Raw genomic sequence first — 25,778 nt, 5'->3', positions numbered from 1 at the left:
AGGTCAGGCGTCGTTCGGGAGCGGGGCGGCCGGGCTGACGAGTCCGGCGGTGCGCAGGTCCGTCCAGAACGCGGCCGGGACGCTCTCGTCCAGGGCGGCGGTGTCCTCGGCGATGCGGCTGGGCCGGGTGGCGCCGGGGATGACGGCGGCGGAGGCGGGGTGGGCGAGGGAGAACTGCAGGGCGGCGGCCTTGATGGAGACGCCGTGCCTGTCCGCCAGGGCCTTCAGCTTCCCGACGCGCTCGACGATCTCGGCGGGGGGCTGCTGGTACTCGAAGTGGGTGCCGCCGGCGAGGACGCCGGAGCTGTACGGGCCGCCGACGACCATGTCGACGTTCTGCTCCTGGGCCATGGGGAGCAGGCGGGTGAGGGCGTGCTCATGGTCGAGGAGGGTGTAGCGGCCGGCGAGGAGGAAGCCGTCGGGCTGCGGCTCGTCGAGGGCGAGGGTCAGCTCGATGGGCTCGGTCTTGTTGACGCCGAGGCCCCACGCCTTGATGACGCCCTCGTCGCGCAGGCGGGACAGGACGCGGAAGGCGCCGGTGCGGGCCTCCTCGAACTTGCCGAGCCAGGCGTCGCCGTGGAAGTCCTGCGCGATGTCGTGGACCCAGACGATGTCGAGCCGGTCGGTGCCGAGCCGCTTGAGGCTGCCCTCGATGGAGCGCTCGGTGGCGTCGGCGGTCCACTCGTGGAGGATCTTGTTCGGGTTGCCGTGCTCGAACAGGCCGCCCTTCTCGCCGAAGTCCGGGACGGCGGTCTCGTGCTCGTCGAGGACGACCCGGCCGACCTTGGTGGACAGGACGTACGCGTCGCGGGGCTTGCCGGCGAGGACCTGGCCGAGGCGCTCCTCGGCGAGTCCGGCGCCGTAGAAGGGGGCGGTGTCGTAGAAGCGGATGCCGTGGTCCCAGGCGGCCTCGACGGTGGCGGCGGCCTCCTCGTCGGGGATCGCGCGGAACATGTTGCCGAGCGGGGCGGTACCGAAGCCGAGGCGGCCGGGAAGGATGTGCTTGAGCGACATGGGGGGTGCCTTCGCGAGAGGTGGGGGGAGGGCCGGGAGGCCCCCACGAGCACTCGCATCTGGATGCAAGCGCGCCTTACGTATGGAAAAGATACTTGCATGCGCTGGCTAATGCAATCGCCGAATACGCGCGTCCGCCTCATCAAGGGTTCGTATTTCTCCGTGTGCTCCCGGTCATGGCCTTGCGTGGCGGCTCTTGGGCGGGGTTCTCGGAGAAGGAGGGAGCTGTCAGGTCCCCCCGCCGTCCGTCACCCCGAACGTCCGCATCGTGTCGTCGCCGAGGTGCCCCTGCGGCCGGGTGAGGATGAAGCCGGGGTGGAGGGCGTTCGCCGTGATCACGTCGCCCGCACCGCCCCGCGCGCGACGCGCGCACGGTGAAGGGCACAGGAGCCCCGCGCACTTCAGAGAAGGCTCCCTGCCCGCCGGGGCCCGCGCCCGGGACGCGAGGCGGACGAGCCGAAGACGCACGCGGAGGCACGGGGGCGACGATCGCGCCTCACGCCCCCGCTCCACGGCGGCTGCGCTTGGGCCGGCCCCCTTCGTCCCAGTGGCGGGCCCTTCGTTCCGGGGGCGAGTCCTTCGGCCCGCTCCGCTCCGGCGGACGCGTCGGCCCGTTCAGTGCTGCGGGGCGGCGGGCGGGCGCGGGGAGCGGAGGACGAGGAGGGTGATCTCGCTGGGGGCGAAGACGCGGAAGGGCGGGCCCCAGAAGCCGGTGCCGCGGCTGGTGTAGAGGAGGGTGCGGGCGCCGTGCCGGCTGAGGCCGGCGAGGGCGGGCTGGTCGAGGCGGACCAGGTGGTGGAAGGGCCAGATCTGGCCGCCGTGGGTGTGGCCGGAGAGCTGGAGGTCGACGCCGGCGGCCGCCGCCCGGTCGACGAACGCGGGCTGGTGCGCCAGGAGCAGCACGGGCAGGTCGGGGTCGGTGCCGTCCAGGGCTCCGGCGAGGTGGGCGCGGTGGCCCGCGAGACCGGAGGACTCGGCGGTGACGTCGTCCACGCCGGCGACCACGAGGGCGTCGCCTCCGTTCTCGAGCAGCAGGTGGCGGTTGCGGAGCGGCTGCCAGCCCAGTTCGTCCATCAGGTCGGCCCAGCCCTGGGCCTCGCTGTAGTACTCGTGGTTGCCGGTGACGTACACCCGGGCCCGGGTGGCTCGCACGGTGCCGAGCGGTGCGGCCTGGGCGCGGCGGCGTTCGGCCGTGCCGTCCGCGATGTCACCGGTGTGGCAGACCAGGTCGGCCTCCAGGGTGTTCACCGTCTCGCACACCCGTGCCGACCAGCGGGCCCGGTCCAGCGGGCCGTAGTGGGTGTCGGTGACGAGGACGACACGGAAGCCGTCGAGGCCGGGGCCCAGCCGGGGGAGGGGCACCTCCAGCCGGCGCACGCGGGGCACGCGGCGGGCCTCGGCGTACCCCCAGCCGAGCAGGACCGCGGTGACGCCGAGGACGGCCCACGTGACGATCCGGGCCCGGTCCTGGCCCTCGCCGACGCCGGCCACGGTCAGGACGAGCCTCAGGAGGACGCCGAGCAGGACGGACCACGTGAACAGGACCCAGCTCGCGCCCAGCAGGGTGTCGCCGATGACCGCCGCCCGGTCCTGCTGCCGCCGTCCATGGCCGCGCGCCATCGCGAACGGCATCCCGACGAGACCGAGGACGAACAGGGCGGTGCCGATCGAGGTGGCGGGCAGCGGCCAGTTCTGTCCGCCGTACAGGAGCACCCAGCAGGGCACGGCGAACAGGAGGACGGGGGCGATCAGGGGGACGTAGCGCATCAGGCGGTGCGGCAGGCTCTGCCGCCGCACGGGCGTTTCACCCTCGGTGGGACGGGTGTCGCTGGTGTCGGTCACGTCTGCCTCCCCGACCGGGCCGCTGTCCCGCGCACTGTATCCGGTCGCCCCGCGACGGGTCGGACGGGTGTTCACGGGAGCACGCTCGGGGAGGGGAAGCGGAACGGTGGACCGGTACGCGTCGACGGCGTGCCGGGCCTCTGGTGGCCGGCCGGCCCGGTCCGAGGCGCCGGGTGCGCCGGGGCCGGGACGGACGCTCAGCCCGTCCCGGCCACCAGTGCCTCGCCGAGCGGCGTACGCCGGTAGAGGACCGAGCGGCCGGACCGGGCGCGCACGAGGAGCCCCGCACCGCGCAGGACGGCGAGGTGGTCGCCCACCGCGCCGGGGGCCATGGCGAGGCTCCGGGCGAGGTGGCTGGTGCTGGCGGGGGCGTCCAGCGCGAGCAGCAGGCGGGCGCGGGCCCGGCCGACCAGGGCGGTGAGCGCGTCCGGGCGGGGGGCGGCCTCCTGTTCGCCCCACAGGGCGGCGGTGCCGCGGGCGCGGTAGACCAGGGTCCTGGGCCAGGGGTCGTCCAGGTGGGCGGCGACGTGCCCGACGACTGCCGAGGGGATCAGCAGGAGGCCGTCGCCGGAGAGGCGGACCGTCCCGCCCCGGAAGAAGTCGATCTCGATGCCGCCGGCGCGCCAGACGATGCCCGGGTGCAGGCCCTCGACGGCCGCGGCCCACCCGTGCTCGCCGATCACCCCCACCCGGTGCACGACGTCGCGCTCGCAGACCGCGCGCAGCTGCGGCCAGTCCGCCGCGAGCAGTTCGTGCCACGCCCGGTCCATCGCCCCGGCGATCCGGGAGGCGGCGTCCGGCGAGTCCAGCACCGTGCGCACGCGGGGGTCACGGGCGGCAGGACCGGTCGCGGCGGCGCACGCGGGTCGGGCGGTCTCCGGCGGGGTGGCCCGGATCGACGCCAGGTCGTCCGCCCAGGTCTGGCCGAGGCCGCGAGGGGGCGGGGCGACGAAGTCCGGTCCGCCCTCCGGCGTCTGGAGGGCGAGGAAGGCGTCGAGTTCGGTCTCGCGGCGCAGCCGTTCGAAGACCGGCACGAGCCGGCCCGCCCAGGCCGGCGGCAGCGGCCGGTCCAGGCCGGCGAGCGAGCGCAGCAGCAGACAGAGGTCGAGCGCGGGGGACAGGGCGAAGCGGCTGCGCAGCAGGTCGTCGACGGAGACTTCGAAGCGGAGCACCCCGCCATGCTACGGGGGGACACCCGCCGGATTCGTCCAGCGACGAATCATTGGCGGGCGGCGCGGGCGCCCGGCGAGGGTGGGCGCACGACCCCGGCCGCCGGCCCCGCGCAGGACGCCCGCCGCGCCACCCCCGGCACCCGGCCGCGGACCCCGCTCCGGCACACCTGACGGAATCGACCGCACGAACGACCCCACCTCAGGGAAGGCGCACCGCATGATCGACTCGTTCGCGAAGGACAACCTGCACGGGAGGCTGCGGCGGGACCGCGAGGCCCTGCTCTGGAAGCTCGACGGCCTGTCCGAGTACGACGTCCGCCGGCCGCTGACGGCGACCGGCACCAACCTCCTCGGCCTGGTCAAGCACGTGGCCACCGTCGAGGCCAGGTACTTCGGCGAGGTCTTCGACCGTCCGTCCCCGGAACCGCTGTGCCGGTGGCAGGACTCCGACGGCAGCGACCGGTGGGCGGCCGTGGACGAGACCCGCGAGCAGATCACCGGCTTCTACCGGCGCACGTGGGAGCACGCGGACGCGACGATCGGCGCGCTTCCCCTCGACGCCCCCGGCCACGTGCCGTGGTGGCCGGAACCCCACTCCCGCACCAACCTGTTCGCCGTCGTGGTCCACGTCCTCGGCGAGACCCTCCGGCACGCCGGGCACGCCGACATCCTGCGCGAGGGCCTCGACGGCCGGACCGGGCTGCGCGCCGAGCACGAGGGACGGATCGACGAGGAGGCCCGCGCGGCCCACCGCGCGAAGCTCGAACGGGCCGCCGCGGCGGCCGCGTCGATGGCGCCGACCCGGGGGTGAACGAGGCCCGCGAGCCTTCCGCGGGATCCGCGCCGGCCTCCGGAGCCCGGTCTTCGCCCCCTGTCCCGGGCTTCCCCGGACGTACGATCGCCCGATGGCCGACACAGTGTTCCTGAACGTGCCCGAGACGGCGTCCGCCCCCGCCCTCGTCCTCCGTCCCTGGCGGGCGGAGGACGTCCCCGCGCTGGTCGAGGCGCACCGGGACCCCGAGTTGAGGCACCGGCTCGGTGCCGTCGCCGAGGACGAGGCCGGGGCGGAGCGGTGGGTGGAGGACCAGCGCCGGGGCTGGGAGACGGGCGCGCGGTTCGGCTTCGCGGTCCTCGCGGCGGGACCTGGGGCGGCACCCGGGGGGCCGGGGGCGTGCGAGGGACCGCTGTGGGGGAACGCCGTCCTCAAGCTGCCCGGCGGACCGACCGGCGAGGTGGGGTACTGGACGGCGGCCCCCGCGCGCGGCAGGGGCGTGGCGCCGCGGGCCCTGGAGGCCCTCACCGCCTGGGCCTTCGGCGGAGCGGGACCCGCCGGCCTCGACCGCCTCGAACTCCTGCACCAGGTGGACAACACGGCCTCCTGCCGCGTGGCGGAGAAGAGCGGCTACGCCCTCGCCGGGATCCTTCCCGCGGCGCCGCCCGCCTTCCCCCGCGACGGGCACCTGCACGCGCGGAGCAGAAGGGCCTGAAGGACCTTCACCCGTTCGGGCGAACGTCGGGGTGGTCCCGCTCGGTCGCCCGTACGAAGGTCACTACCAGACGCCGCAGTTCGGCGGGCAGTTTTGCAACTGAGCACCGCACGTGAACGGTTGATGACTACAGTGTGTGGTCGGTGATCGTCAGTAGAGTCACCGAACCTGCCGTCCCCACCGGGATCCTCCCGTACACCCCCATCCGCGAGTCCTCCTGCACACCCCTCGTACGGCGGTCTCCCGGGCACGTACCAAGGACACCCATGTCACAACTTCGCGCACCCGCACCGCGGTCCGACCGCCGCGAGGGCGGGCGGCACGGCCGTTCGGGCGGCCGCCCCGCATCCGCCGGGACCTCCCCGGCCGGGCCCGCACCGGCGGCCCCCGCCGAGCTCCGCATACGTTCCCAGCTGCTGCGCACCTCGGTCCTGCCCGCCGTCGCGGTCGCCCTCGGCGGCGCGGCCGCCCTCCTCTTCGTGCTCCGCTCCACCGGAGCCGCCCCGACCCCCGCCCTCTGGGCCGCGCTCACCGGAGCCGCCGCCCTCACCGTCGCCTCCGTCACCGCCGCCGCGCTCGGCGCCGACCGCGCCGCCCGCTCCGTCCTCGACCGCCTCGCCGCCCTCCGCCGCGAAGCCGCCCGGGACCGGGCCGAACTGCGCGCCGTCGTCGAACAGTTGCGCGCGGGGGAGGAGCCGCCCCCGCGGCCCGCCCTCCCCGAGGCCGCCGGGGACGAGTTCGACCGGCTCGGAGCCGATCTGGCCCACACCCACGAGGTCGCCGTCGCCGCCGTGGTCCAGGCCTCCCGGTTCTCCGGCAGCGCGGGCGACGAACAGAAGGTCGAGGTCTTCGTGAACCTCGCCCGCCGGCTCCAGTCCCTCGTCCACCGCGAGATCCAGATCCTCGACGAGCTGGAGAACGAGACCGAGGACCCCGAGCTGCTCAAGGGCCTCTTCCACGTCGACCACCTGGCCACCCGCATCCGCCGGCACGCCGAGAACCTCGCCGTCCTCGGCGGTGCCGTCTCCCGCCGCCAGTGGTCGAACCCGGTCAGCACGACCGAGGTGCTCCGCTCCGCCATCGCGGAGGTCGAGCAGTACCCCCGGGTCAAGCTGGTCCCCCCGATCGACGGCACCCTGCGCGGCCACGCCGTCGCCGACGTCATCCACCTCCTCGCCGAACTCGTCGAGAACGCCACGGTGTTCTCCGCCCCGCACACCAGCGTGCTGCTGCGCGCGCAGTACGTCACGGCCGGCCTCGCCATCGAGGTCGAGGACCGCGGACTCGGCATGCCCGCCGCCGAGCAGGACAAGATGAACGCCCTGCTCGCCGACCCCGACCAGGTCAACGTCGCCCACCTGCTCCAGGACGGGCGCATCGGCCTCTTCGTCGTCGCCGCGCTCGCCCGGCGCCACGGCATCACCGTCCGCCTCCAGGCGAACATCTACGGCGGCGTCCAGGCCGTCCTCGTCCTCCCCCAGGGACTCCTCGGCACCGACCCGGAGGGCCGCGCCCCGCACGAGCGCCCCCACGAACTCCCGCCCGGGCACCCGGCGGAGCCCGCGCCCGAACAGCGGCTCCCCGAAGCCCCCGAGACCCCGGCGCTCCCGCCGGCCCCGGAGATCCCCGCGACCTCCGATACCCCCGCGATCCTCACCGCCCCCGTGCCGCCCGCGGCCCCCGCCCCGCTGCCGCAGCGGCACCCGCACCCGACCCCGCCGTCCGCCGGGGGCCCCGCCCCGGAACCCGTACCGCTCCCCGAACCGGAGCCGTACGCGTACCCGCGGACCCCCGCGCACGGCACCGACCTGACGGATTTCGGGGACTTCGTCCCACAGGTCGCGCCCGCGCCCCCCGCACAGCCCGCCGACCGGCCCCTGCTGCCCCGGCGGCGCGCCCAGGAGCACCTCGTCCCGCAGCTCCGCGAGGAACCCCAGCAGCGGCAGAACGAGGACCTCGCCCTGCACGACCCCGGCCTCATGGCCGCCTTCCAGCGTGGGATCGGCCTGGCCGAATCCCAGCCCACCCCCCAGGAACCGCTGCGTCACGGCGACGCGTACAAGGAGTAGATGCACGATGGCGAGCAATGTGCCGACCGGCCATTCCTCGGACCTCGACTGGCTGCTGAGCGGGCTGGTCCAGCGGGTGCCCCACACCCGCAGCGCGGTCCTGCTCTCCTCCGACGGCCTGGTCAGATCCGTCCACGGACTCGACCCCGACGCGGCCGACCACATGGCGGCCCTCGCCTCCGGCCTCTACTCGCTCGGCCGCAGCGCCGGCGTCCGGTTCGGGGACGGCGGCGAGGTCCGCCAGGTGGTCGTGGAGCTCGACTCCACACTCCTCTTCGTCTCCACCGCGGGCTCCGGCACCTGCCTGGCCGTCCTCGCGGGCCGCGAGGCCGACGCCGCCGTCCTCGGTTACGAGATGGCGATGCTGGTCAAGAGCGTCCGGCCGTACCTGGTGACGCCCGCCCGACAGCCGGCCGCGGCGGCGGGCGGCCCCGCTCAGTGAACGCGTCCCCTCCGCACGAAGGGCCCTGGCTCGACGACGCGGCCGGCCGGCTGATCCGCCCCTACACCGTGAGCGGCGGACGCACCCGGCCCACCACCCCGCTCGACCTGCTCTCCCTGGTGATGGCCACCGGGTCCGCCCCGCAGGCCCACATGGGCCCCGAGCACAGCCAGGCCCTCCGGCTGTGCGACGGGCCCACCTCGGTGGCCGAGATCGCGGCGCACCTCGGTCTCCCGGCCGTCGTCACCAAGGTCCTCCTCTCCGACCTCGTGGACTGCGGCGCCCTCACCGCGCGCGCCCCCCGGTTCCACGCCAATCCATCCGACCGTTCCTTGCTGGAGGCAGTGCTCGATGGCCTACGACAGCGGCTCTGAACGCCCTGGCGGCTTCACGGCCGATCCCTTCCCCACCGCCCTGAAGATCCTGGTGGCGGGCGGCTTCGGCGTGGGAAAGACGACCTTCGTCGGAGCGGTCAGCGAGATCGCGCCGCTCAGCACGGAGGAACTGCTGACCTCGGTCGGCGCCACCGTGGACAGCCTCGACGGCGTGGAGCACAAGTCCACGACCACCGTGGCCATGGACTTCGGCCGCATCACCCTCGAAGGCGGCCACGTCCTCTACCTCTTCGGCACCCCGGGCCAGGAGCGGTTCTGGTTCATGTGGGACGAACTCTCCGAAGGGGCGCTCGGCGCGGTCGTCCTCGCCGACACCCGCCGCCTCGAACAGTGCTTCTCCGCGATCGACTTCTTCGAACGCCGGGGCCTGGCCTTCGTGGTGGCGATCAACGAGTTCGACGGGGCCTTCCGCTACGGCTCGGACGAGATCCGGCAGGCGCTCGCCCTCCGTCCGGAGGTGCCGATCGTGCTCTGCGACGCCCGCATCTCCAGCTCCGCCGTCAGCACCCTCCTGACCCTCGTCCAGCACCTCCTGCTCTCGTCCCCGGCCGAACCGAGCTACGGAGCCACCCCGTGACCCGCGACCCGGCCGCCCACCTCCTCCTGACCCCCGTCGACACGGAGGCCCCCGACCGGGTCCTGCGGCTGCGGGCGCTCGGCCTCGGGGACCGCCCGGAACCCGTCTTCGACGAGTACGCCCGGCGGCTCGCCGAGACCACCGGCGCCCCGTACGCGATGGTCACCTTCATCGACGAGACCCGGCAGTTCTTCGCCGGCCTCCACACCCCCGACGGCGGCCTCGGCCGCTCCATGCCCCGCGACCACGGCTACTGTCCGCACGTCGTGGTCCGGCGCAAGGCCCTCGTCCTGGAGGACGTCCGCGACTACCCCCGCTTCGCGGGCAACCCCGCCGTCGACGAGATCGGCATCCGTTCCTACCTGGGCGCCCCGCTGATCGACCGCACCGGCACGGCCCTCGGCACGGTCTGCGTGGTCGACACCGACGTCCGCCGCTGGGGCCGCGCCGGCCTGGAGACCGTCAAGGCGACGGCGGCCGAACTCGTCGGCCGCATGATGACCCTCCGCACCACCCTCTGAACGGAACGTGCCCCCGCCGGACGCCCCGCGTGACCCCCGTAAAGCGGTTCGTGACCACCGGGGGAAGTGCGGTATGGTTCTCTTGCACGACGGGCCGGGGGAAACCCCAGGTCAGACGGGCACCGGGACGTGGCGCAGCTTGGTAGCGCACTTGACTGGGGGTCAAGGGGTCGCAGGTTCAAATCCTGTCGTCCCGACTCGAAGGAGTCGTCGACCGAGGGGTCGTACCAGAGGGATCTGGTACGACCCCTCAGTCGTTCCTGGGGACCGGTCGACGCGGCGCGCGGCAACCGGACGTCCGGCCGCGCTCGCTCCGTGCCGCCGGTCGGCCGGCCCCCGGCGCTCGCCACCCGCCACCGCGCGTACCCACGGCCGACGGCGCCCCGCCGGGGCGGCGGGGGTGAATCCGGCGTGGGCCGGAGGCGGACGGGCCCGCCCTTCTCCGTCGTGACGATTCTCACGTTTCGGGTCGGGGTGTGGGCCGGACGCCCTGGGGCAGGTGTCCGTCGATGGGGCTGGACACCGGGTCGGGGCGTGGGGGGACGGATTCCTGCGCGACGACGGGTTCGAGTGGCGCTCTGAACAGTGCCGTATGGTCGGCAGCGTTCTGACTTGGTGACACGTGGAGGGAACTGCGTATGGACAGCGGCGATTCAAAGCGGCTGCTGGAACTGCTCACGGCACGCCGCGCCGAGTTGATCGCGCAGTGGGAGCAGGCCGTGGGAGCGTCCCTGCACGGCCGGCTGAGCACCGTGGAGCTGGGCCGTGAGCTGAGCGAGTTGTACGACGCCGTCGTCGACGCCCTCGCGACCGGCGGCTTCGCCGGGCGGAGCTCGGAGTACGCGGTCGTGCGCAGTCTCCTGGTGGAGCTTTCCCGGAACAGGGCGCGCCAGGGCTTCACCCCCACCGAGACCGCCGTGAGCGTGTTCGCCCTGAAGGAGGTGCTGGAGTCCCTGCTCGGCGGGTCCGTCGAGGACATCCACGTCTACCTGCAGTTCTCGCGGCTCCTGGACGACCTGGGCCTCTTCACGGTGGAGGAGTACGCGCGGACCCGCGAGGAGATCATCTCCGCGCAGTCGCAGCAGCTCCTGGAGCTGTCCACGCCCGTCGTGAAGCTGTGGGACGGCGTCGTGGGCGTGCCGCTCGTGGGCACCCTGGACTCCGCCCGTACGCAGGTGGTCATGGAGAAGCTCCTCCAGGCCCTGCTGGACTCGAACTCCGCCCACGCGATCATCGACATCACGGGCGTCCCCGCGGTGGACACCCAGGTCGCACAGCACCTGCTCAAGACCGTCGTCGCGGCGCGCATGATGGGCGCGGAGTGCGTCATCTCGGGGATCCGGCCGCAGATCGCGCAGACCATCGTGGGGCTCGGCATCGAGTTCGGCGACATCCCGACCAAGGCCACCCTGGCGGACGCCCTGCGTCACGCCCTCGTCGAGATCGACAAGGCCTCCGCGACGCGTGCGGCGGGCCTGCTGTGAGCGATCGCGTTCCGGTCCTGAAGATCGGGGACATCCTCCTGGTGTCCATCCAGATCGACCTGGAGGACCAGATGGTGCTCGACCTGCAGGACGACCTGTCCCAGCAGATCGTCGCCACCTCCGCCCGCGGCGTGGTCATCGACATCTCCGCCCTGGAGATCGTCGACTCCTTCGTGGGGCGGATGCTCGCCACGACGGCGGCGATCTCCCGTGTTCTGGGTGCGGAGACGGTCGTCGTGGGCATGCGGCCCGCGGTCGCCATGACCCTGGTGGAGCTCGGACTGTCGCTCGGCGGCGTCCGGACGGCCCTCAACCTCGAACTCGGGCTGGGCTACCTCCGTCGTGCGCAGGTGTCACCTCCGGCGAGCCCGTGAGGAACTACCCGGCCGACGAGGCCTCGCGCGAGGAAGTGGCGATCCAGGCCAGCGGGGACGTGGTGAAGGCCCGCCAGACGGTGCGCCTGCTCGCCCAGCAGGCCGGCCTCTCCCTGGTCAACCAGACCAAGCTGGTCACCGCCGCCAGTGAGCTCGGTCGCAACACCCTCATCTACGGCGGCGGGGGCACCGCCCAGGCGGCGATCGTGCGCGACGTGGCCAGGGTCGGCGTGTGGGTGCGCTTCGCCGACACCGGCCCCGGCATCCCGGACACGGAACTGGCGCTCACGGACGGATGGACGTCCGGCAGCGGCATGGGGCTGGGGCTCAGCGGTGCCCGCCGGCTCGTCGACGAGTTCGAACTCGATTCGACGCCCGGTGTCGGCACCACGGTGACGGTGCTGAAGTGGGCACGGTGAACCCCGTGGCCGACGGTCACGGGACCGAGGCCGAGGACGTCGTGTGGATGCGCCTGGGCGCGGCGCTGGACGCGGTCGCGCGCCGTGAGGCCGCGCGTCTGGCGCACCGCGTCGGCATGTCCGCGGACCGAGTGGCCGAGGTGGAGCTCGCCGTCACCGAGGCGGCCACCAACCTGCAGAAGTACGCGAAGGACGGCTCCCTCGCGCTGCGGATCGTCCGCCTGCCCGGCCGGGCCGCCGTCGAGCTGCTCTCGCTGGACAGCGGTCCCGGGATCCCGGACCTCTCGGCGGCGCTCGCCGACGGCGTCTCCAGCCGCGGCACCCTCGGCATGGGCCTGGGCTCCATCGCGCGGTGCGCCGACACGTTCGACGTGCACTCCGTGCCGGGGGTCGGCACGGCACTGCTCGCCCGGTTCTGGTCCGTCAGGGTCGACGGTGCGCTCGCGGACGTCGAACCGTGGGTGGCCGGGCTGACCCGGCCGATCAGCGGTGAGACCGTGTGCGGGGACAGCTGGGCCGCGCGCACCGGCGAGGGGCCCGACGGGGGCGTGGTCACCGTCATGATGTGTGACGGGCTCGGCCACGGCCCGCTGGCGGCGCTGGCCGGCGAACGGGCGCGGGCCGCCTTCAGGACCAACGCGCACAGGCCGCCCGAGCTGATCGTGAGGGCGCTGCACGACGAGCTGAAGGGGACCCGCGGCGCGGCGGTCGCGGTGGCGCGGGCCGACCGCTCCCGCGGCACCGTCGAGCACTGCGGAGTGGGCAACATCAGCGCCTGCGTGGTCAGCGGGGACAAGCGGAGCGCGCTGCTGTCGGTCCCCGGGATCGTGGGCCACCAGATGCCGACCCTGAGGACCTACCAGGTGCCCTGGGAACGGAGCGGCGTCCTGGTCCTCCACTCCGACGGGCTGAGCGACCGCTGGTCCCCCGCCTCCTTCCCCGGGCTGTTCCGGCGGCGACCCGCGCTCATCGCCGCGCAGATCCTCGGGCAGGCCGGCGTACGACGGGACGACGCGGGCATCGTCGTCGTCAAGACGGCCGATTCGTGAGGGCCGTGGGGAGCCACGAGTTCATCGATCTGCCGCTCAGCGCGGACAGGGACGTGTTTGAACTCCGCAGACAGGGACAGCTGCTGTGCAGGGCCTTGGGACTGGAAGGTCACGAACTGGTCCGCGTGGTGACCGTACTGAGTGAGGTGGGGCGTGACCTGCTGGGATCCCCGGCCCTTCGCGTGGGGCTGCGAACCGCGCCTCAGCCCGATGGGGTGCACGTCCTCGCCTCCTTCTCCTGGGGCGGGGACCGTCGTCCCGGGGCCGAGACCCTGCAGGCGGCGCAGCGGCTCCTGGACCACAGCCGGTACAGTGCCTCGGACGAAGGGCACACCCTGACGGTGGGACAACGACTGCCCTCCACGAACACTCCCCCCGAACAGCGTGTCGAGCGGGCCCGCGCGGCGCTCCGCGGTTCGGGCGACCTCAGCATGGGCGAGGAGCTGCGCTCGCAGAACCGGCAGCTGCTCCGGGCCCTGGAGGAGTCACGGGCCCAGCAGGAGGAGCTGCGGCGGCTGAACAAGGAGCTGGAGGAGACCAACCAAGGAGTGGTCGCCCTCTACAGCGAGCTGTCCGCGGAGCTGGAGGAGACGAACACGGGCGTGGTCGCCCTGTACGCCGAGCTGGAGGACAAGACCCGGCAGCTGCGTCTGGCCAGCGAGGCCAAGACGAGGTTCTGGGCCAACGTGAGCCACGAGCTGCGCGCCCCGGTCAACTCGGTCATCTCCCTGGCGCGTCTCCTCATGGCGCCCGGTGCCGATCCGCTGAGCGAGGAACAGCGGCAGCAGCTGTCCCTGATAGCCGGCTCCGGCAGCACCCTCCTCGCCCTCGTGGAGGAGCTCCTCGACGTGGCGAAGGCGGAGTCGGGGCGGCTGGAGCCCGTGCCGGCCGACACCGATCTGCGGACGCTGCTCCATCAGCTCCGCGGGACGCTCGGCGGCATGGCGCACGAGGGGGTGCGCCTGCACATCCCCGACGTGTCGGATGCCCCCCGGCTCGTCACCGACGAGGTCATGCTGACCCGCGTGCTGCGCAACGTGCTCTCCAACGGGTTGAAGTTCACGACGACGGGCGAGGTGCGGCTCACCGTCGAGACCGAGACGCGGGGCGGGCAGACCTGGTTCGCGTTCACCACCACCGATACGGGCGTCGGGATCCCGCTGGACCAGCAGGAGCGGGTGTTCGAGGAGTTCTACCAGGTTCTCGGCGTGCACCAGCGCGGCCGGCCCGGCACCGGCCTGGGGCTGCCGTACGCGCGCCGGCTCACCACGATCCTCGGGGGCACCCTCACCCTGACCAGTGCCCCGGGCCAGGGAACCACCGTCCGCGTGGACGTCCCCGCACATCTCGACGCCCCCGCCGGGGAGGTGCGGGGTGCGGACGGAGACGCGCCGCGTGCGGTCGAAGCCACCGCCCGGCTCGGCTCCCTCGTGGTGGTGGACGACGACCCGACGTTCCTCGACCTGCTGCGCCCCACGCTGGAGCGCATCGCCGACGACGTCACCGAGGTCCCGGTCAGTGCGCGGGCCTTCGACGTCATCCGCGGCCGTCGGCCGGACGCGGTCCTGATCGACCTCGTCATGCCCGCGCCGGACGGCTACACCCTGCTCGGGGTCCTGGCCCGCGACCCGCTCACGGCGCGCATCCCGGTCGTGGTGCTGACCTCCACCGACCCCAGCGAGGTGGACCGGACCCGGCTCACCCACGCACGTTCCGTGCTGAACAAGACCCACCTCACCCGGGAGCGCATCCTGCTGGCGCTGGGCCTGGACCCGGTGCCCGCCGTTCCCCCGGTGGCGGGGGACGCGCCCGCCGAGAGCGGAAAGACGACAGAGTGATCCCCGACCCGTCCCCGTCCGACAACTCGCCGGCGAGCATCCTCATCGTCGACGACAACCCCACGAACCGTTACGTGCTGAGGACCACGCTGTCGCGGGCGGGGCACGCGGTCGTCGAGGCCGAGGACGGCACCCAGGCCCTGGCGTTGCTCTCGTCCGGCGGACCGCTGCCGGAGGTCGCCATCGTCGACGTGCGCCTGCCGGACATGACCGGCTTCGACGTCTGCGAGCGCATCAAGGCGGACGCCGTCACGGCGGCCCTCCCCGTCATCCACGTCTCCGCCTCGGCGATCACCGCCACCGACCGGACGCAGGGCCTCAACCGCGGAGCCGACGCGTACCTCACCGAACCCATCGCCCCGGACGAACTCCTCGCCACGGTCACCGCCGCCCTGCGCTACGCCCGCGCCCGGCGCCGGGCCGAGCACCTGGCCGACCGCCTCCTCCACCTCAACGAGGCCACGCACCTCCTCTACAGCGCGGACAGCGCCACCGAAGTCGCCCGCGCGGCGGCGGAGGGCGCCGCGACCGTGCTGGGGACGACGGCGGTGGCGGCCCTGATCTCCCCCCACGGCGAGCCCGCCTCGGCGGTCCGCGCGGCGGGGCCGGCCGAGAAGGCGTCCCCCGGCGTGGAGACCGGCGAGGTCGACGTCCGGGAACTGCCGTCCCACCACGGGCTGGGCGAACGGACCGGCACCCGGCTCCTGCGGGTCGCGGCCGGGCCCTGGCCGGGCTTCCCGGCCCACCTGATACCCGGGGGCACGCTCGCCGTCGGCGTCGCCAGGGCGAAGCCGGGACGCCCTCCGGTCTGCCTCGCGGTGCCCGCCGAGGCCGTCGCCACACCGGACGACGAGCAGCTGCTCACCCAACTGGCCCAGGCGTGCGCCCTGGCCCTGGAGGCGCTGCGGAGCTACACCGAGGAGCACGACCTCGCGCTGACGCTGCAACGGAGCTTCCTGCCCGACACCCTGCCCCGTTCCTCCCTGGCCGAGCTCGCGGTGCGCTACCTGCCCGCCAGCGAGCACACGGAGATCGGCGGCGACTTCTACGAAGCCCTGCCCACCCGGGACGGGCTGCTGCTCGCCGTCGGCGACGTGGCCGGCCACTCCCTCGACGCGGCGATGCTGATGGGGCAGATCCGCCACGCCCTGCGCGCCTACGCGATCGAGGAGCACTCGCCGCAGGCGATCCTCGAACGCATCGAGAACCTCCTCGTGGCCGTCGAGGCGCAGCTCACCCTCACCCTGTGCATCGTCCTCGTCGACGGCGGGACGGGGCTGCTGCACGTCGCCAACGCCGGCCACCTGCCGCCCCTGCTGCGCACTCCCGACGGGAGCGTCCGCTTCGTCGAGGAACACGGGCCCCTTCTCGGGCTGCGGCTCCCGCAGCCCTCGGCGGTCCCGGTGGCCGCGCCCCCGGGCTCCGTACTCGTCATGACGACGGACGGCCTGATCGAGCGCCGCCACGAGGACCTCGGCGACTCGCTGACGCGGTTGTCGGAGGTTCTGGGCACGCTGCAGACCGACGCGGAGAAGGTGTGCGACGGGCTGCTGGCGGCGTTCCCGCCCGACGGGGAGGACGACGTCGCCCTCATGGCGGTCCGCGTCACCGGCCCTTCGGAGTGACGGGGGGCCGGTGGCACGGTCCTTCCGCCATCAGGGCCGTGCGGGGCCCAGGGCGTCCGCGACCGTGGGCACGAGGGTGAAGACCTGGTCCAGGCCCATGATCCCGAAGACCCGGGACAGGTCGTCGTTCAGTCCGGCGAGCGCCAGGACGCACCGCGCCGCATGTGCCTTCTGGTAGGCGGTGACGAGGACGGTCACGCCGGTGGAGTCGCAATAGGCGAGGCCGGCCAGGTCGAGTACGACGCGGGCGTCCGGGACGAACGCCTCCTCGCCGAGGAAGTCGGCGAGGAGCGGGGCGGTGTGGTGGTCGAGCTCGCCCTCCACGACCAGGACGGTGACGCCCGGGACGGGGTGCTGGGGGCTGATGGTGAGGGTGCGGTCGTCCACCGGTTCTCCTGTGTGGCTGGGGGCGTGCGGTGCGTCGGTCGGGCGTGCGGAGCAGGACGTCGTCCCTGGACCCTTCGCCTCTCCACGGCTCGGCGGAATATGTGTCACCGGCCTCCGACCGCGCGCGATTCCGTGGGTCGGCGTGCGCTCCCCGGCCCCGGGGGCCGGGCGCCCACGTCCGTGGGCGCGGTGGCAGGCTTATCCTACGGATCATGAGGGGTTTCCGTGGGGCGCGGGCGTGTCGGCCCGTGACGCGGGACCGGTGGTCGCGGGCGACGCGGCCGTGGACCCGCCGTCACGGACGGAACGGGACGCCCCCGCACGGGAACGAGAGGGCGGCCAGTGGTCAAGCGTGAGGACCGGAGCTCCCGCGGGACGGGGACGACGGTGCCCGAGGTGTTCGCCGCCGACCAGGAGATCGGCCGCGACCTCGCGGCGGTGGACTGGGCGGCGACCCCGCTGGGCCCTCCGGAGGACTGGCCGCAGAGCCTGCGCACCGCCGTGAGCATCCTGCTGTCGTCCCGCTTCTCGATGTGGTTGGCGTGGGGGCCGGAACTGACGTTCCTCTGCAACGCCGCCTACCGGCGCGACACGCTGGGACGCAAGTACCCGTGGGCGCTCGGCCGGCCGGTGCGGGAGGTCTGGCCGGAGATCTGGGAGGACGTCCGTCCACGGATCGAGAGCGTCCTCGCCGGCAGTGCCACGTGGGACGAGGCGCTGCTGCTGTTCGTGCAGCGCTCCGGGTTCCCCGAGGAGAGCTACCACACCTTCTCGTACAGTCCGCTGCGCGACGACGACGGACGGGTCGTCGGCGTGCTGTGCGTCGTCAGCGAGGAGACCGACCGCGTCATCGCCGAGCGCCGCATGAGCACGCTCCGGGACCTGGGCTCGGACTCCCGCGCCCTGCAGACCGAGCGGGAACTGGTGGTCTTCGCGGGCCGGCAGATGGAGCGCAACGCCGAGGACCTGCCGTTCACCCTCACGTACCTGTTCCAGGAGGACGGCTCGGCCCGGCTGGCGGCGACCACCGGCATCGCCGCCGGACATCCCGCCGCCCCCGAGGTGCTGGCGGCCGACGACACGTCGGCGCCGTGGCCGGCGCGCGCGTCCGGCCGGCAGGAGACCGCCCTGGTTCCTCTGGACGGCCCCGAGCACGAGGGGCTGCCGGGCGGCGCCTGGCCCGAGCCGCCGACCCACGCGCTGGTCGTGCCCCTGCTGGACCGGGGCGCCGCACCGTACGGCTTCCTGGTGGCGGCCCTGAACCGCTACCGGCCGCTGGACGAGGACTACCGCGGCTTCGTCGAACTCGTGGCGGGGCACCTCGCGGCCGGCATCTCCCGTGCGCGCAGCTATCGGGCACAGCAGCGGCGGGCCGAGGAGCTCGCCGAGCTCGACCGCGCCAAGACCGCCTTCTTCTCCAACATCAGCCACGAGTTCCGGACCCCGCTGACCCTGATCACGGGCCCGGTGGAGGAGCTGCGCACCCGTCTGGCGGACGCCGGTCCCGCGGTGCGCGACGAACTCGACGTCATCCGCCGCAACGGGCTCCGGATGGGCAGGCTGGTCAACGACCTGCTCGACTTCTCCCAGATCGAGGCCGGTCGCCTGGCAGGACGCTACGAGCCCGTGGACCTCGCCACGGCCACCGCCGACCTGGCCGGAGTGTTCCGTTCCGCCATCGACAGGGCCGGCCTCGCCCTCGTGGTCGACTGCCGCCCTCTGGAAGCCCCGGTGTACGTGGACCGCGGCATGTGGGAGAAGGTGGTCCTCAACCTGCTGTCCAACGCGCTCAAGTTCACCTTCGAGGGAACGATCGGCGTGTCCGTGCGCTCGGAGCGCACGGACGCGGTGGTGACGGTCACCGACACCGGCACCGGGGTGCCGGCCCACGAGGTCCCCCGGCTGTTCGAGCGCTTCCACCGCGTCGAGAACGCCCGCGCGCGCTCCGGTGAGGGCAGCGGAATCGGACTCGCCCTGGTCCGGGAGCTGGTCGGACTGCACGGCGGCACCATCACCGCCGAGTCCGTGGTGGGGGAGGGCACCCGGTTCACGATCCGTCTGCCGTTCGGCACCGCACACCTGCCCGCGGACGCGGTGGTGCCCGCGGCCCCGCCGGGTGAGGGGGGCGGGGCGGCCGAACCGTACCTCCAGGAGGCACTGCGCTGGCTGCCCGGCGGAGGGACGGTCCCGGGACCGGCCGACGCACCGGACGGGAGCGGTGCGGCCGTGGCCCCCAGCGGTGCGGGGGCCGGTACGCGGGCCGGTGCCGGGACCGCCTCCGAGCCGGGGGGAGGACCCGTCGCGGCGGCCGCCGCGAAGGTCCTCGTCGCCGACGACAACGCGGACATGCGCGAGTACCTCACCCGTCTGCTGTCCGGTGCCGGTTACGAGGTGCGGGGGGTGCCCGACGGCCAGGCGGCCCTCGCCGCGGTCCGCGCCCAGGTGCCCGACCTGGTCGTCAGCGACGTGATGATGCCCCGCCTGGACGGTCTGGCGCTCGTGACCGCGCTGCGCGCCGACCCCCGCACCGCCACCGTCCCCGTCCTGCTGCTCTCCGCCCGGGCCGGCCAGGAAGCCTCCGTCGAGGGTCTGCGGGCGGGCTCCGACGACTACCTCGTCAAGCCCTTCGCGGCCGTCGAACTCCTCGCCCGGGTGCGCGCCACCGTGGAACTCGCCCGGCTCCGCAACCACCAGGCGCGCTGGCGCACCGCCCTCGTGGACTCCCTCCAGGAAGGCTTCTTCGTCTGCGACGAGACGGGCGCCGTCGTGGAGGTCAACGCCGCCTTCACCGACATCCTCGGCCACGGGCCCGAGGGACTGCCGTACGCGCCCGTCCCTCCGTGGTGGCCCGACCCCGAGCTCGACCCGGAGGCCCGCCGGCAGGTCGAGGAGTCCTTCGACCGCTTGGACCGGACGACGAAGGGCTCCTTCACCGTCCCCCTCACCCACCGGGACGGCCGGCGGGTCTGGGTGAGCGCCGCCCTCGCCCGGGTCCAGGACCCCGACACCGGCCGGCGCGTCGTCGTGGGCACCTTCCGCGACGTCACCGCCGAGCACCAGGCCGTCCGGCGTGACGGCGCCCTGGCCGCCTTCGGCTCCCGTCTGTCGGAGTCCGGCAGCGCGGCCGAAGCACTCGCCGACGCGCTGGACGAACTGCGGAGCCTGTGGCGCGCGCGCCGGGTGACGGCCGCCGTCTTCACGGACGGGGACCGGCCCGAGCTGACCGTGGCGGGGGCGCCGGTGACGTGGGACGGGCTCCCCGCCGAGGAACGACTGCTGCTGACCGGGCTGCGCGGGAGGCCCGCGCTCACGCCGGTCGCGGACGGCTCCGGCGCCGCCGTCCGCCTGGAGCACCCCGACGGCCCCCTCGTCCTCCGGATCGACCTCGGTCACCGGCGTCCCTTCACCGAGGAGGACGGACTGCTGCTGTCCTTGCTGGCGGGCCGTCTGGCACAGGCGCTGACCCGCGCCCGGCAGATCGACCGGGACCGGGAGACCGCACTCGCGCTGCAGCGGGCCGTACTCGGTCCCTCCCGGCTCCCCGAGGGGTTCGCCGTGCGCTACGAACCGGCCGTCCGGCCCCTCGAAGTGGGCGGCGACTGGTACGACGCCGTGCCGCTTCCCGACGGACGCATCGGCATCGTCGTCGGGGACTGCGTCGGCCGCGGACTCGAAGCCGCCGCGGTCATGGGCCAGCTCCGCAGCGCCTGCCGGGCACTGCTCCTGCGGAACCCGGACCCGGCCGGGGTCCTCATGGCGCTCGACCACTTCGCCGTCGACGTTCCCGGCGCGCTGTGCACCACAGTGTTCTGCGGCGTGCTCGACGACAGGACCGGCAACCTCACCTATTCCAGCGCCGGACACCCTCCCGGCGTCCTCGCCCACCCGGACGGCACCACGATCCTGTTGGAGGACGGCCGCTCCGTCCCCCTCGCCGTCGCCCCGGGGAGGGACCGCCCGACCGGCACGTGCACCGTGCCGGCCCGTGCCACGCTGCTGCTCTACACGGACGGTCTGGTCGAACGCCGTCGCGTCCCCCTCGTCCACGGCATCGCCGAAGCGGCCCGCGGCCTGCGGGACGGCCGTGACACGAACCTCGACGTCCTCGCCGGCGACCTCCTGGCCCGGCTGGCTCCGGCGGGCGGCTACGACGACGACGTCGCCCTCCTGCTCCACCGCCTCCCCGCCCCCCTCGACGTGGCGTTCTCCGCGGAATCGGGACAGCTCGCGACGGTGCGCCGGGCCCTCCGCAGCTGGCTCGGCCGGTGCGACCTGCCTCCGCGGACGGTGCAGAACGTCCTCGTCGCGGCCGGGGAGGCGTGCGCCAACGCGATCGAGCACGGCCACCGGAACTCTCCCGGCGGCGCCGTGCGCCTGCGTGCCGAGGCCCTCGGCAGCGAACTGCGGCTCAGCGTCGAGGACACGGGCCGCTGGAAACGACCCGATCCCGGGTCCCGTCCCCACCGCGGCCGCGGAGTGACCCTCATGCGCGCCCTGATGCACGAGGTCACCCTCACCCCCGGGCCGGCCGGGACCACCGTCGACATGCGCACGAGGATCGCCCCATGACCACGACACCGCTCACCCTCACCCCCGGCCGCCGGACGGACGGCACCCCGGTCCTGAAGGTGGTGGGCGAGATCGACATGAGCAACGCCGACGCCCTCGCGGCCTCCCTCGACGCCCTGGCGGGCCGGCTCGTCGTCGATCTCACGGAGGTCGAGTACCTCGACAGCGCCGCCCTGAGCGTGCTGTTCGCCCACTCGCACCGCGTCGAACTCGTCGCGCGCCCGCTGCTCACTCCCGTCCTGACGATCTCGGGCCTCGCCGAGCTCACCACCGTCCACGAGACCGACGCCTGAGAGCACGGCGGGGCGGGGTCGCCCGTCAGGGTCCGGTCCGTTCCGGGGCCCTCGTCGGGAAGTCCGGTCCCGGGGCTGCTCAGGGCCGGGGGCCCATCAGGCCGGCGGGGGTGTCGGGGACGAGCCGGGAGATGTCGTAGGCGGCGGGAAAGAGGTCGGCGGCCAGCAGCAGAAGGTGAAGGGGCTGGTCGTGCAGCCTCGTCACCGCCGTCCTGCGGTGCGGGCTGCTCTCCGGGGCGTGGCCGAACACCAGGCGCAGACCGGCCACGTCGGTGAAGGGCGTGTGTCCCAGGTCCCACAGCAGGAGGGTGACGAGGGGCGGCAACCGGTCCACTGCGGCGTGCAGCGAGGGCAGGGCGTCGAAGTCGATCTCTCCGTAGGGGGTGACGCGGGCGGTGGTGCCGGTGATGGTGGTGATGACGTTCATGCGGGATCCGCCCCCTTCCGGGGGTTGGTGAGACCACAGACGAAACACCCCGGTTCGGCAAGAGGGGGTGCACGACGATGGTGGGGTCCGGGTGCCCGGAGTGGGGGCAACTCCCGGATCCCCCAAGGCCGCCGCTCGTAGGACGGGCCGGTCTCGTGTCCCTTCAGCCTCGCACACCCGCCCACGCTCGCGAAACAGCGCGGGCCCGCACGGCCCGGGGGAGCGCGTGCCTGGTCCGCCCGGCCGACGATCGGCCCCCGGGACGTCGCCGCTCGGGTCGCCCCCCCGCACACGCGGAAGGTCCCCCTGCCCGCGAGCGGGAAGGGGGACCTTCCGGGTGCGTCGGCCCGGGGCCGGGTCAGGCGTGCCGGCGCCGGCCGCCCGCGAGGAGACGGTAGAGGGCGAGAAGGATCATCGAGCCGATGACGGCGGCGATCCAGGTGGAGAGGTCGAAGAATCCGTCGATGGAGTCGACGCCGAAGATCACCTTGCCGAGCCAGCCGCCGAGCAGGCCGCCGGCGATGCCGATGAGCATGGTGATGATGATGCCGCCGGGGTCCCTGCCCGGCATGAGAGCCTTGGCGATCGCGCCGGCCAGCAGGCCGATGATGATCCACGCGATGATGCCCATGATGCGCCTCCGGTTGCTCTCCTGAGATGTTCGTAAGCTCCGTCTGCACCGATCCGGCGCCGCCAAACACCCTTTTTCGAACGTATGCACAGGAACTTCTCTGATCCGGCACGGCTCAGGGAGCGCCGGAGGGTTCGGCACGACGTCCCGTCGCCCGTGCGGCGAGCCGCTTCGGGCGACGGGCGGCGGCGCACCGGTTCCGGCGGGAGAGTGCAGGCTGCCGGACTCGTGACCAGGGTGCGGGGCGGCGTCGTGGGCCGGGCGCGATCAGGTGGACAGGAGACGGTGGAACAGGGCGCGGTACTGGCGCAGCGCACGGCGCAGACTCTCCGTGTCGGCCTCCAGTTCCTGGCTCCACTGCCCCTCCAGGGCGTGCCGGTGCCGGGCGAAGGTGTCGGCCAGGGTCCTCATCACGTCCCCGACGAGCACGTCCGCCGCATGCACGGCCTGGCGGGGGTCGTCGACGAACAGGCCCTGGACCTCGTGCCAGCGCCCCCGGAAGACCTCTGCCTCCGCGGCGCCGAGGAGGTCCGGTACCTCCTCGGCGTCCGCGCCGTCGTCGGGTCGTACGGGGCGGACACGGTCCGGCCGGTGTTCCCCGGCATCGGCGCCGTGCGGGTGCCGCTCGGGAACCCGCGAGGCGGGCGTGGCGTCGGGGCCCTGGACGCCCTGGACGGTGGCCGCCGGGTCGGGCGACGTGGAGGGCACGGGTGGCGCGGACGGCACGTGCGGGAACTGGGGCGCGTGCGAGTCCTGCGGCGCGTGCGGGCCCTGGGGCACGTGGGCGTTCTGAGGCGCGTGCGGGTTCTGGGGTACGGAGTGCGGTTCGGGCCCGTGTCCGGGAGCTGCCCGCCGGGTCGACGCTCGCCCGGGTTCCGGGCGCTCGTCCGTCGCGTCGGTGCGGGGTCGCGGGCTCGTCGCCCGGGTTCCGCGCCCGTCCGTGTCGTGGTGTCGCATCTCTCCTGCCTCCGCGTCAGGACCGGCGGGTGCCGGTCGGCTCGCCGTCGGCGAGCAGGTCGTCCAAGAGGGTGCGGTAGTCCATCATCGCGCCCCTCATCTGTTCGGTCGTGGCCGCACGGGAGGTGCTCAGCGCGTGGACCTCCAGGGCCGACCGGTAGTGCTCCAGCGTGCGGCCGTGCCGCACGGACAGGTCGCGCATCCGCTGCTCGAACCCCTCGTCGGGGTAGCCGAGGTCGCTCACCAGCTCCGTCACCAGCTCGTCGGCGTGCTGGACGGCGGCCTCGGGCGCGTCCACGAACTCCTCCTGCACGCGCATCCACCGTCGGGTGTACCGCTCCCTCGCCTCACCCGGCAGGGGCTTGATGTCCAGGCGGTCGAGGCGCCGGGCGCGGGCGTGCAGCTCCCGTTCGGCGGCGCGTTCGCTGCCGGTCGCCGCGACGACCCGCGCGTACTCGGGCCCCGCGTGGTCGCGCAGTCGCGCCCGCCGCCGACGGTCCACCGCCAGGCCGGCGGCGACCCCCACGACCACGACCGCGACGACGACCAGGACGATTCCGGTCGGCATCGGTTCTCCCCTTTCGCGTTCCCCCGCGGGGTCACGCTGCTTCGTCCCGGTCCATCGGGGGCCGGGACACGTGGAACTCCGGGTGCCCCACGGCCCCGGACGCAAACGGGCCGTCGGCGACACGACGTGCCCGACGGCGTCACCGCCGGCGGGCGCCGGGGCAGGTGTGCGACCGGTGGTGGGGGACAGACCGGTACCGGTGGGGGGCACCGCCCCGGGATCGTCCTCGGCGCCGTACCGAGCCGGTCCCGGGACGCTCGCGTGCCGCCCTGCCTGCCCGCTTTCACCGCGCGCCGTCGGGACCCCGCCCCTGGTTCCCGATGGCGTCCACTATGGTCCTGACCGCCCATGACCCGAACGAGGAGTTACCGGTATGCCTGACAGAGAGCCGCCGCTCGGCGGTGCGACGACAGCCACCACCGACAGCGGCCCCACGGACGAACGGATCCGCCGCATACGCCGGCGCCTGGAAAGACTCATCGGCGTCGCGGCGACGGAGGGCAACGCCGTGCTTCCCCTGCGCAACGGGGACGAGATCTTCGCCGCGATGCTGGCCGCGATCGACAGTGCCCGCCACACCGTCGACATGATGACCTTCGTCTACTGGCGGGGCGACATCGCGCGGCGCTTCGCCGTGGCACTGTCCGACCGGGCGCGTGCGGGCGTACGCGTGAGACTGCTGCTGGACGGCTTCGGCAGCCGCGTCATAGAGCGGGACCTGCTGGACCGGATGAGCGCGGCCGGGGTGGAGGTCGCCTGGTTCCGCAAGCCGCTCAGCCTCTCTCCGCTCAAACAGAACCACCGCTGCCACCGCAAGGTCCTCGTGGTCGACGAGCAGACCGCTTTCACCGGAGGCGTCGGGATCGCCGAGGAATGGTGCGGTGACGCGCGCAATCCCGACGAGTGGCGGGACACGCACGTCGAGGTCCGGGGTCCCGCCGTGGACGGCATCGCCGCCGCCTTCGCCCAGAACTGGGCGGAATGCCATCTGGAACTCTTCGACGAGCGCGACCGGTTCGTGAGCCACCGCCCGAGCGGGAACGCCATCGTGCAGGTCGTCCGCGGCTCGGCCAGCTTCGGCTGGCAGGACATGCAGACCCTGATGCGCGTGATCCTCGAATCGGCGGAGGAACGGCTCCGTCTGGCGACCGCCTATTTCGCCCCCGACACCTACTTCGTCGACCTGCTGTGCGCGACGGCCCGGCGTGGCGTGGCGGTCGAGATCCTGTTGCCCGGCCCCCACACGGACAAGCGCGTGTGCCAGCTGGCGGGACAGCACCACTACGAGGCGCTGATCGCCTCCGGCGTCCGCATCCACCAGTACCAGCCGACCATGATGCACGCGAAGGTCATCACCATGGACGGCGTCGTGTCCCTGATCGGCTCCACGAACTTCAACCGCCGCTCCCTCGACCACGACGAGGAGGTCATGCTCGCCGTCATGGACGCCGAGCTCACCGCCACGCTCGACGCGCACTACGACGAGGACCTCGCGGTCAGCGAACTGATCCGACCGGGCCGCTGGAAGCGGCGCTCGCTGCTGCAGCGCGCCCGCGAGACCGCGGTGCTCCCCATCCGCCGTTACCTGTAGGAGGAGACGGTCCCGGCGGGGCCCGCGGCGCAGTCGGGCGGCTCCGG

24 protein-coding genes and 1 tRNA gene are annotated in these 25,778 nt (G+C 73.7%); 17 read left to right on the top strand and 8 right to left on the bottom strand.

Translation table 11 applies throughout. From position 1 onward, the window contains the following. Positions 1-3: 3 nt before the first annotated feature. The 3 genes from IE326_RS39290 to IE326_RS39280 form a co-directional block, all read right to left on the bottom strand. Positions 4-1,014, bottom strand: coding sequence for an aldo/keto reductase (locus IE326_RS39290; protein ID WP_190044970.1), 1,011 nt, complete (start codon positions 1,012-1,014; stop codon positions 4-6). Positions 1,015-1,629: 615 nt separating this feature from the next. Continuing rightward, positions 1,630-2,856 (bottom strand): metallophosphoesterase, encoded by a 1,227-nt coding sequence (locus tag IE326_RS39285; RefSeq protein WP_190044969.1) that lies wholly within the window; start codon positions 2,854-2,856, stop codon positions 1,630-1,632. Between the two features lie 197 nt (positions 2,857-3,053). Further along, entirely contained in the window at positions 3,054-4,028 is a 975-nt protein-coding gene (locus tag IE326_RS39280; protein WP_190044968.1) for an ArsR/SmtB family transcription factor, read from the bottom strand. A 217-nt stretch (positions 4,029-4,245) separates the two neighbouring features. Between IE326_RS39280 and IE326_RS39275 the strand changes: the two genes are divergently transcribed. From IE326_RS39275 to IE326_RS39210, 14 genes are all read left to right on the top strand, one after another. Next, positions 4,246-4,839: a DinB family protein gene (locus tag IE326_RS39275; protein ID WP_190044967.1), complete on the top strand. Its 594-nt coding sequence runs from the start codon at positions 4,246-4,248 to the stop codon at positions 4,837-4,839. Positions 4,840-4,933: 94 nt separating this feature from the next. Then, entirely contained in the window at positions 4,934-5,515 is a 582-nt protein-coding gene (locus IE326_RS39270) for a GNAT family N-acetyltransferase (RefSeq protein WP_150234879.1), read from the top strand. Positions 5,516-5,781: 266 nt separating this feature from the next. Continuing rightward, entirely contained in the window at positions 5,782-7,584 is a 1,803-nt protein-coding gene (locus tag IE326_RS39265; protein WP_190044966.1) for a sensor histidine kinase, read from the top strand. A 7-nt stretch (positions 7,585-7,591) separates the two neighbouring features. After that, on the top strand, positions 7,592-8,026 hold the full coding sequence (locus IE326_RS39260; protein WP_150234875.1) for a roadblock/LC7 domain-containing protein: 435 nt from the start codon (positions 7,592-7,594) through the stop codon (positions 8,024-8,026). Further along, the gene (locus IE326_RS39255; RefSeq protein WP_150234872.1) at positions 8,023-8,400 is read left to right on the top strand and encodes a DUF742 domain-containing protein; all 378 of its coding nucleotides are present in this window, start codon (positions 8,023-8,025) and stop codon (positions 8,398-8,400) included. Before IE326_RS39260 ends, IE326_RS39255 begins: the two co-directional genes overlap by 4 nt. Further along, positions 8,378-8,998, top strand: coding sequence for a GTP-binding protein (locus tag IE326_RS39250; RefSeq protein ID WP_030758810.1), 621 nt, complete (start codon positions 8,378-8,380; stop codon positions 8,996-8,998). Before IE326_RS39255 ends, IE326_RS39250 begins: the two co-directional genes overlap by 23 nt. Next, complete coding sequence (locus tag IE326_RS39245) at positions 8,995-9,519, top strand: GAF domain-containing protein (protein ID WP_150234870.1); 525 nt, start codon at positions 8,995-8,997, stop codon at positions 9,517-9,519. Before IE326_RS39250 ends, IE326_RS39245 begins: the two co-directional genes overlap by 4 nt. 123 nt (positions 9,520-9,642) lie before the next feature. Beyond that, positions 9,643-9,716: transfer RNA gene (locus IE326_RS39240), tRNA-Pro, on the top strand. A gap of 441 nt (positions 9,717-10,157) precedes the next feature. Beyond that, positions 10,158-11,003 carry an STAS domain-containing protein gene (locus IE326_RS39235; RefSeq protein ID WP_190044965.1) on the top strand — a complete coding sequence of 282 codons (846 nt, stop codon included), beginning with the start codon at positions 10,158-10,160 and terminating at the stop codon, positions 11,001-11,003. Further along, on the top strand, positions 11,000-11,377 hold the full coding sequence (locus IE326_RS39230) for an STAS domain-containing protein (protein WP_150234865.1): 378 nt from the start codon (positions 11,000-11,002) through the stop codon (positions 11,375-11,377). The genes IE326_RS39235 and IE326_RS39230 overlap by 4 nt, the downstream gene beginning before the upstream one ends. Beyond that, complete coding sequence (locus tag IE326_RS39225) at positions 11,374-11,796, top strand: ATP-binding protein (protein WP_150234863.1); 423 nt, start codon at positions 11,374-11,376, stop codon at positions 11,794-11,796. Before IE326_RS39230 ends, IE326_RS39225 begins: the two co-directional genes overlap by 4 nt. A gap of 5 nt (positions 11,797-11,801) precedes the next feature. Continuing rightward, positions 11,802-12,845 carry an ATP-binding SpoIIE family protein phosphatase gene (locus IE326_RS39220; RefSeq protein ID WP_229915872.1) on the top strand — a complete coding sequence of 348 codons (1,044 nt, stop codon included), beginning with the start codon at positions 11,802-11,804 and terminating at the stop codon, positions 12,843-12,845. Further along, complete coding sequence (locus tag IE326_RS39215; RefSeq protein ID WP_373310402.1) at positions 12,842-14,683, top strand: ATP-binding response regulator; 1,842 nt, start codon at positions 12,842-12,844, stop codon at positions 14,681-14,683. Before IE326_RS39220 ends, IE326_RS39215 begins: the two co-directional genes overlap by 4 nt. Further along, on the top strand, positions 14,683-16,308 hold the full coding sequence (locus IE326_RS39210; RefSeq protein WP_190045063.1) for a fused response regulator/phosphatase: 1,626 nt from the start codon (positions 14,683-14,685) through the stop codon (positions 16,306-16,308). Before IE326_RS39215 ends, IE326_RS39210 begins: the two co-directional genes overlap by 1 nt. Before the next feature lie 30 nt (positions 16,309-16,338). Here IE326_RS39210 and IE326_RS39205 read toward each other — a convergent pair whose 3' ends face one another. Next, on the bottom strand, positions 16,339-16,695 hold the full coding sequence (locus IE326_RS39205; protein WP_150234860.1) for an STAS domain-containing protein: 357 nt from the start codon (positions 16,693-16,695) through the stop codon (positions 16,339-16,341). A 342-nt stretch (positions 16,696-17,037) separates the two neighbouring features. Between IE326_RS39205 and IE326_RS39200 the strand changes: the two genes are divergently transcribed. Both IE326_RS39200 and IE326_RS39195 read left to right on the top strand, forming a co-directional pair. Next, a complete protein-coding gene (locus IE326_RS39200) occupies positions 17,038-21,264 on the top strand; it encodes a SpoIIE family protein phosphatase (RefSeq protein ID WP_373310401.1) in 4,227 nt (1,408 codons plus the stop codon). Continuing rightward, positions 21,261-21,557 carry an STAS domain-containing protein gene (locus IE326_RS39195; RefSeq protein ID WP_150234858.1) on the top strand — a complete coding sequence of 99 codons (297 nt, stop codon included), beginning with the start codon at positions 21,261-21,263 and terminating at the stop codon, positions 21,555-21,557. Before IE326_RS39200 ends, IE326_RS39195 begins: the two co-directional genes overlap by 4 nt. Positions 21,558-21,636: 79 nt before the next feature. On the opposite strand, the gene IE326_RS39190 is transcribed toward IE326_RS39195, so the two are convergent. The 4 genes from IE326_RS39190 to IE326_RS39175 all read right to left on the bottom strand — a co-directional run bounded on the left by IE326_RS39190 (position 21,637) and on the right by IE326_RS39175 (position 24,140). Continuing rightward, positions 21,637-21,984: an STAS domain-containing protein gene (locus IE326_RS39190; RefSeq protein WP_190044964.1), complete on the bottom strand. Its 348-nt coding sequence runs from the start codon at positions 21,982-21,984 to the stop codon at positions 21,637-21,639. Between the two features lie 358 nt (positions 21,985-22,342). Then, the gene (locus IE326_RS39185) at positions 22,343-22,615 is read right to left on the bottom strand and encodes a GlsB/YeaQ/YmgE family stress response membrane protein (protein WP_190044963.1); all 273 of its coding nucleotides are present in this window, start codon (positions 22,613-22,615) and stop codon (positions 22,343-22,345) included. A 267-nt stretch (positions 22,616-22,882) separates the two neighbouring features. Beyond that, complete coding sequence (locus IE326_RS39180; RefSeq protein WP_190044962.1) at positions 22,883-23,395, bottom strand: hypothetical protein; 513 nt, start codon at positions 23,393-23,395, stop codon at positions 22,883-22,885. A 193-nt stretch (positions 23,396-23,588) separates the two neighbouring features. Further along, positions 23,589-24,140 carry a hypothetical protein gene (locus IE326_RS39175; RefSeq protein ID WP_190044961.1) on the bottom strand — a complete coding sequence of 184 codons (552 nt, stop codon included), beginning with the start codon at positions 24,138-24,140 and terminating at the stop codon, positions 23,589-23,591. Positions 24,141-24,513: 373 nt separating this feature from the next. Here IE326_RS39175 and IE326_RS39170 point away from each other — a divergent pair, with 373 nt between their 5' ends. Beyond that, positions 24,514-25,731, top strand: coding sequence for a phospholipase D-like domain-containing protein (locus tag IE326_RS39170; protein WP_190044960.1), 1,218 nt, complete (start codon positions 24,514-24,516; stop codon positions 25,729-25,731). Positions 25,732-25,778 lie beyond the last annotated feature (47 nt).

The organism is Streptomyces filamentosus (assembly GCF_014654895.1).
Classification (GTDB): domain Bacteria; phylum Actinomycetota; class Actinomycetes; order Streptomycetales; family Streptomycetaceae; genus Streptomyces; species Streptomyces filamentosus.
This window is presented reverse-complemented; position numbering and strand designations above follow the sequence as displayed.

What these genes read in the sequence shown, in the direction of transcription:
- IE326_RS39260 (WP_150234875.1), top strand. Translation starts at nt 7,592, where the DNA reads ATGGCGAGCAATGTGCCGACCGGCCATTCCTCGGACCTCGACTGGCTG.
- IE326_RS39265 (WP_190044966.1), top strand. Translation starts at nt 5,782, where the DNA reads ATGTCACAACTTCGCGCACCCGCACCGCGGTCCGACCGCCGCGAGGGC.
- IE326_RS39170 (WP_190044960.1), top strand. Translation starts at nt 24,514, where the DNA reads ATGCCTGACAGAGAGCCGCCGCTCGGCGGTGCGACGACAGCCACCACC.
- IE326_RS39290 (WP_190044970.1), bottom strand. Translation starts at nt 1,014, where the DNA reads ATGTCGCTCAAGCACATCCTTCCCGGCCGCCTCGGCTTCGGTACCGCC.
- IE326_RS39235 (WP_190044965.1), top strand. Translation starts at nt 10,158, where the DNA reads ATGGACAGCGGCGATTCAAAGCGGCTGCTGGAACTGCTCACGGCACGC.
- IE326_RS39175 (WP_190044961.1), bottom strand. Translation starts at nt 24,140, where the DNA reads ATGCCGACCGGAATCGTCCTGGTCGTCGTCGCGGTCGTGGTCGTGGGG.
- IE326_RS39250 (WP_030758810.1), top strand. Translation starts at nt 8,378, where the DNA reads ATGGCCTACGACAGCGGCTCTGAACGCCCTGGCGGCTTCACGGCCGAT.
- IE326_RS39275 (WP_190044967.1), top strand. Translation starts at nt 4,246, where the DNA reads ATGATCGACTCGTTCGCGAAGGACAACCTGCACGGGAGGCTGCGGCGG.
- IE326_RS39190 (WP_190044964.1), bottom strand. Translation starts at nt 21,984, where the DNA reads ATGAACGTCATCACCACCATCACCGGCACCACCGCCCGCGTCACCCCC.
- IE326_RS39185 (WP_190044963.1), bottom strand. Translation starts at nt 22,615, where the DNA reads ATGGGCATCATCGCGTGGATCATCATCGGCCTGCTGGCCGGCGCGATC.
- IE326_RS39270 (WP_150234879.1), top strand. Translation starts at nt 4,934, where the DNA reads ATGGCCGACACAGTGTTCCTGAACGTGCCCGAGACGGCGTCCGCCCCC.
- IE326_RS39195 (WP_150234858.1), top strand. Translation starts at nt 21,261, where the DNA reads ATGACCACGACACCGCTCACCCTCACCCCCGGCCGCCGGACGGACGGC.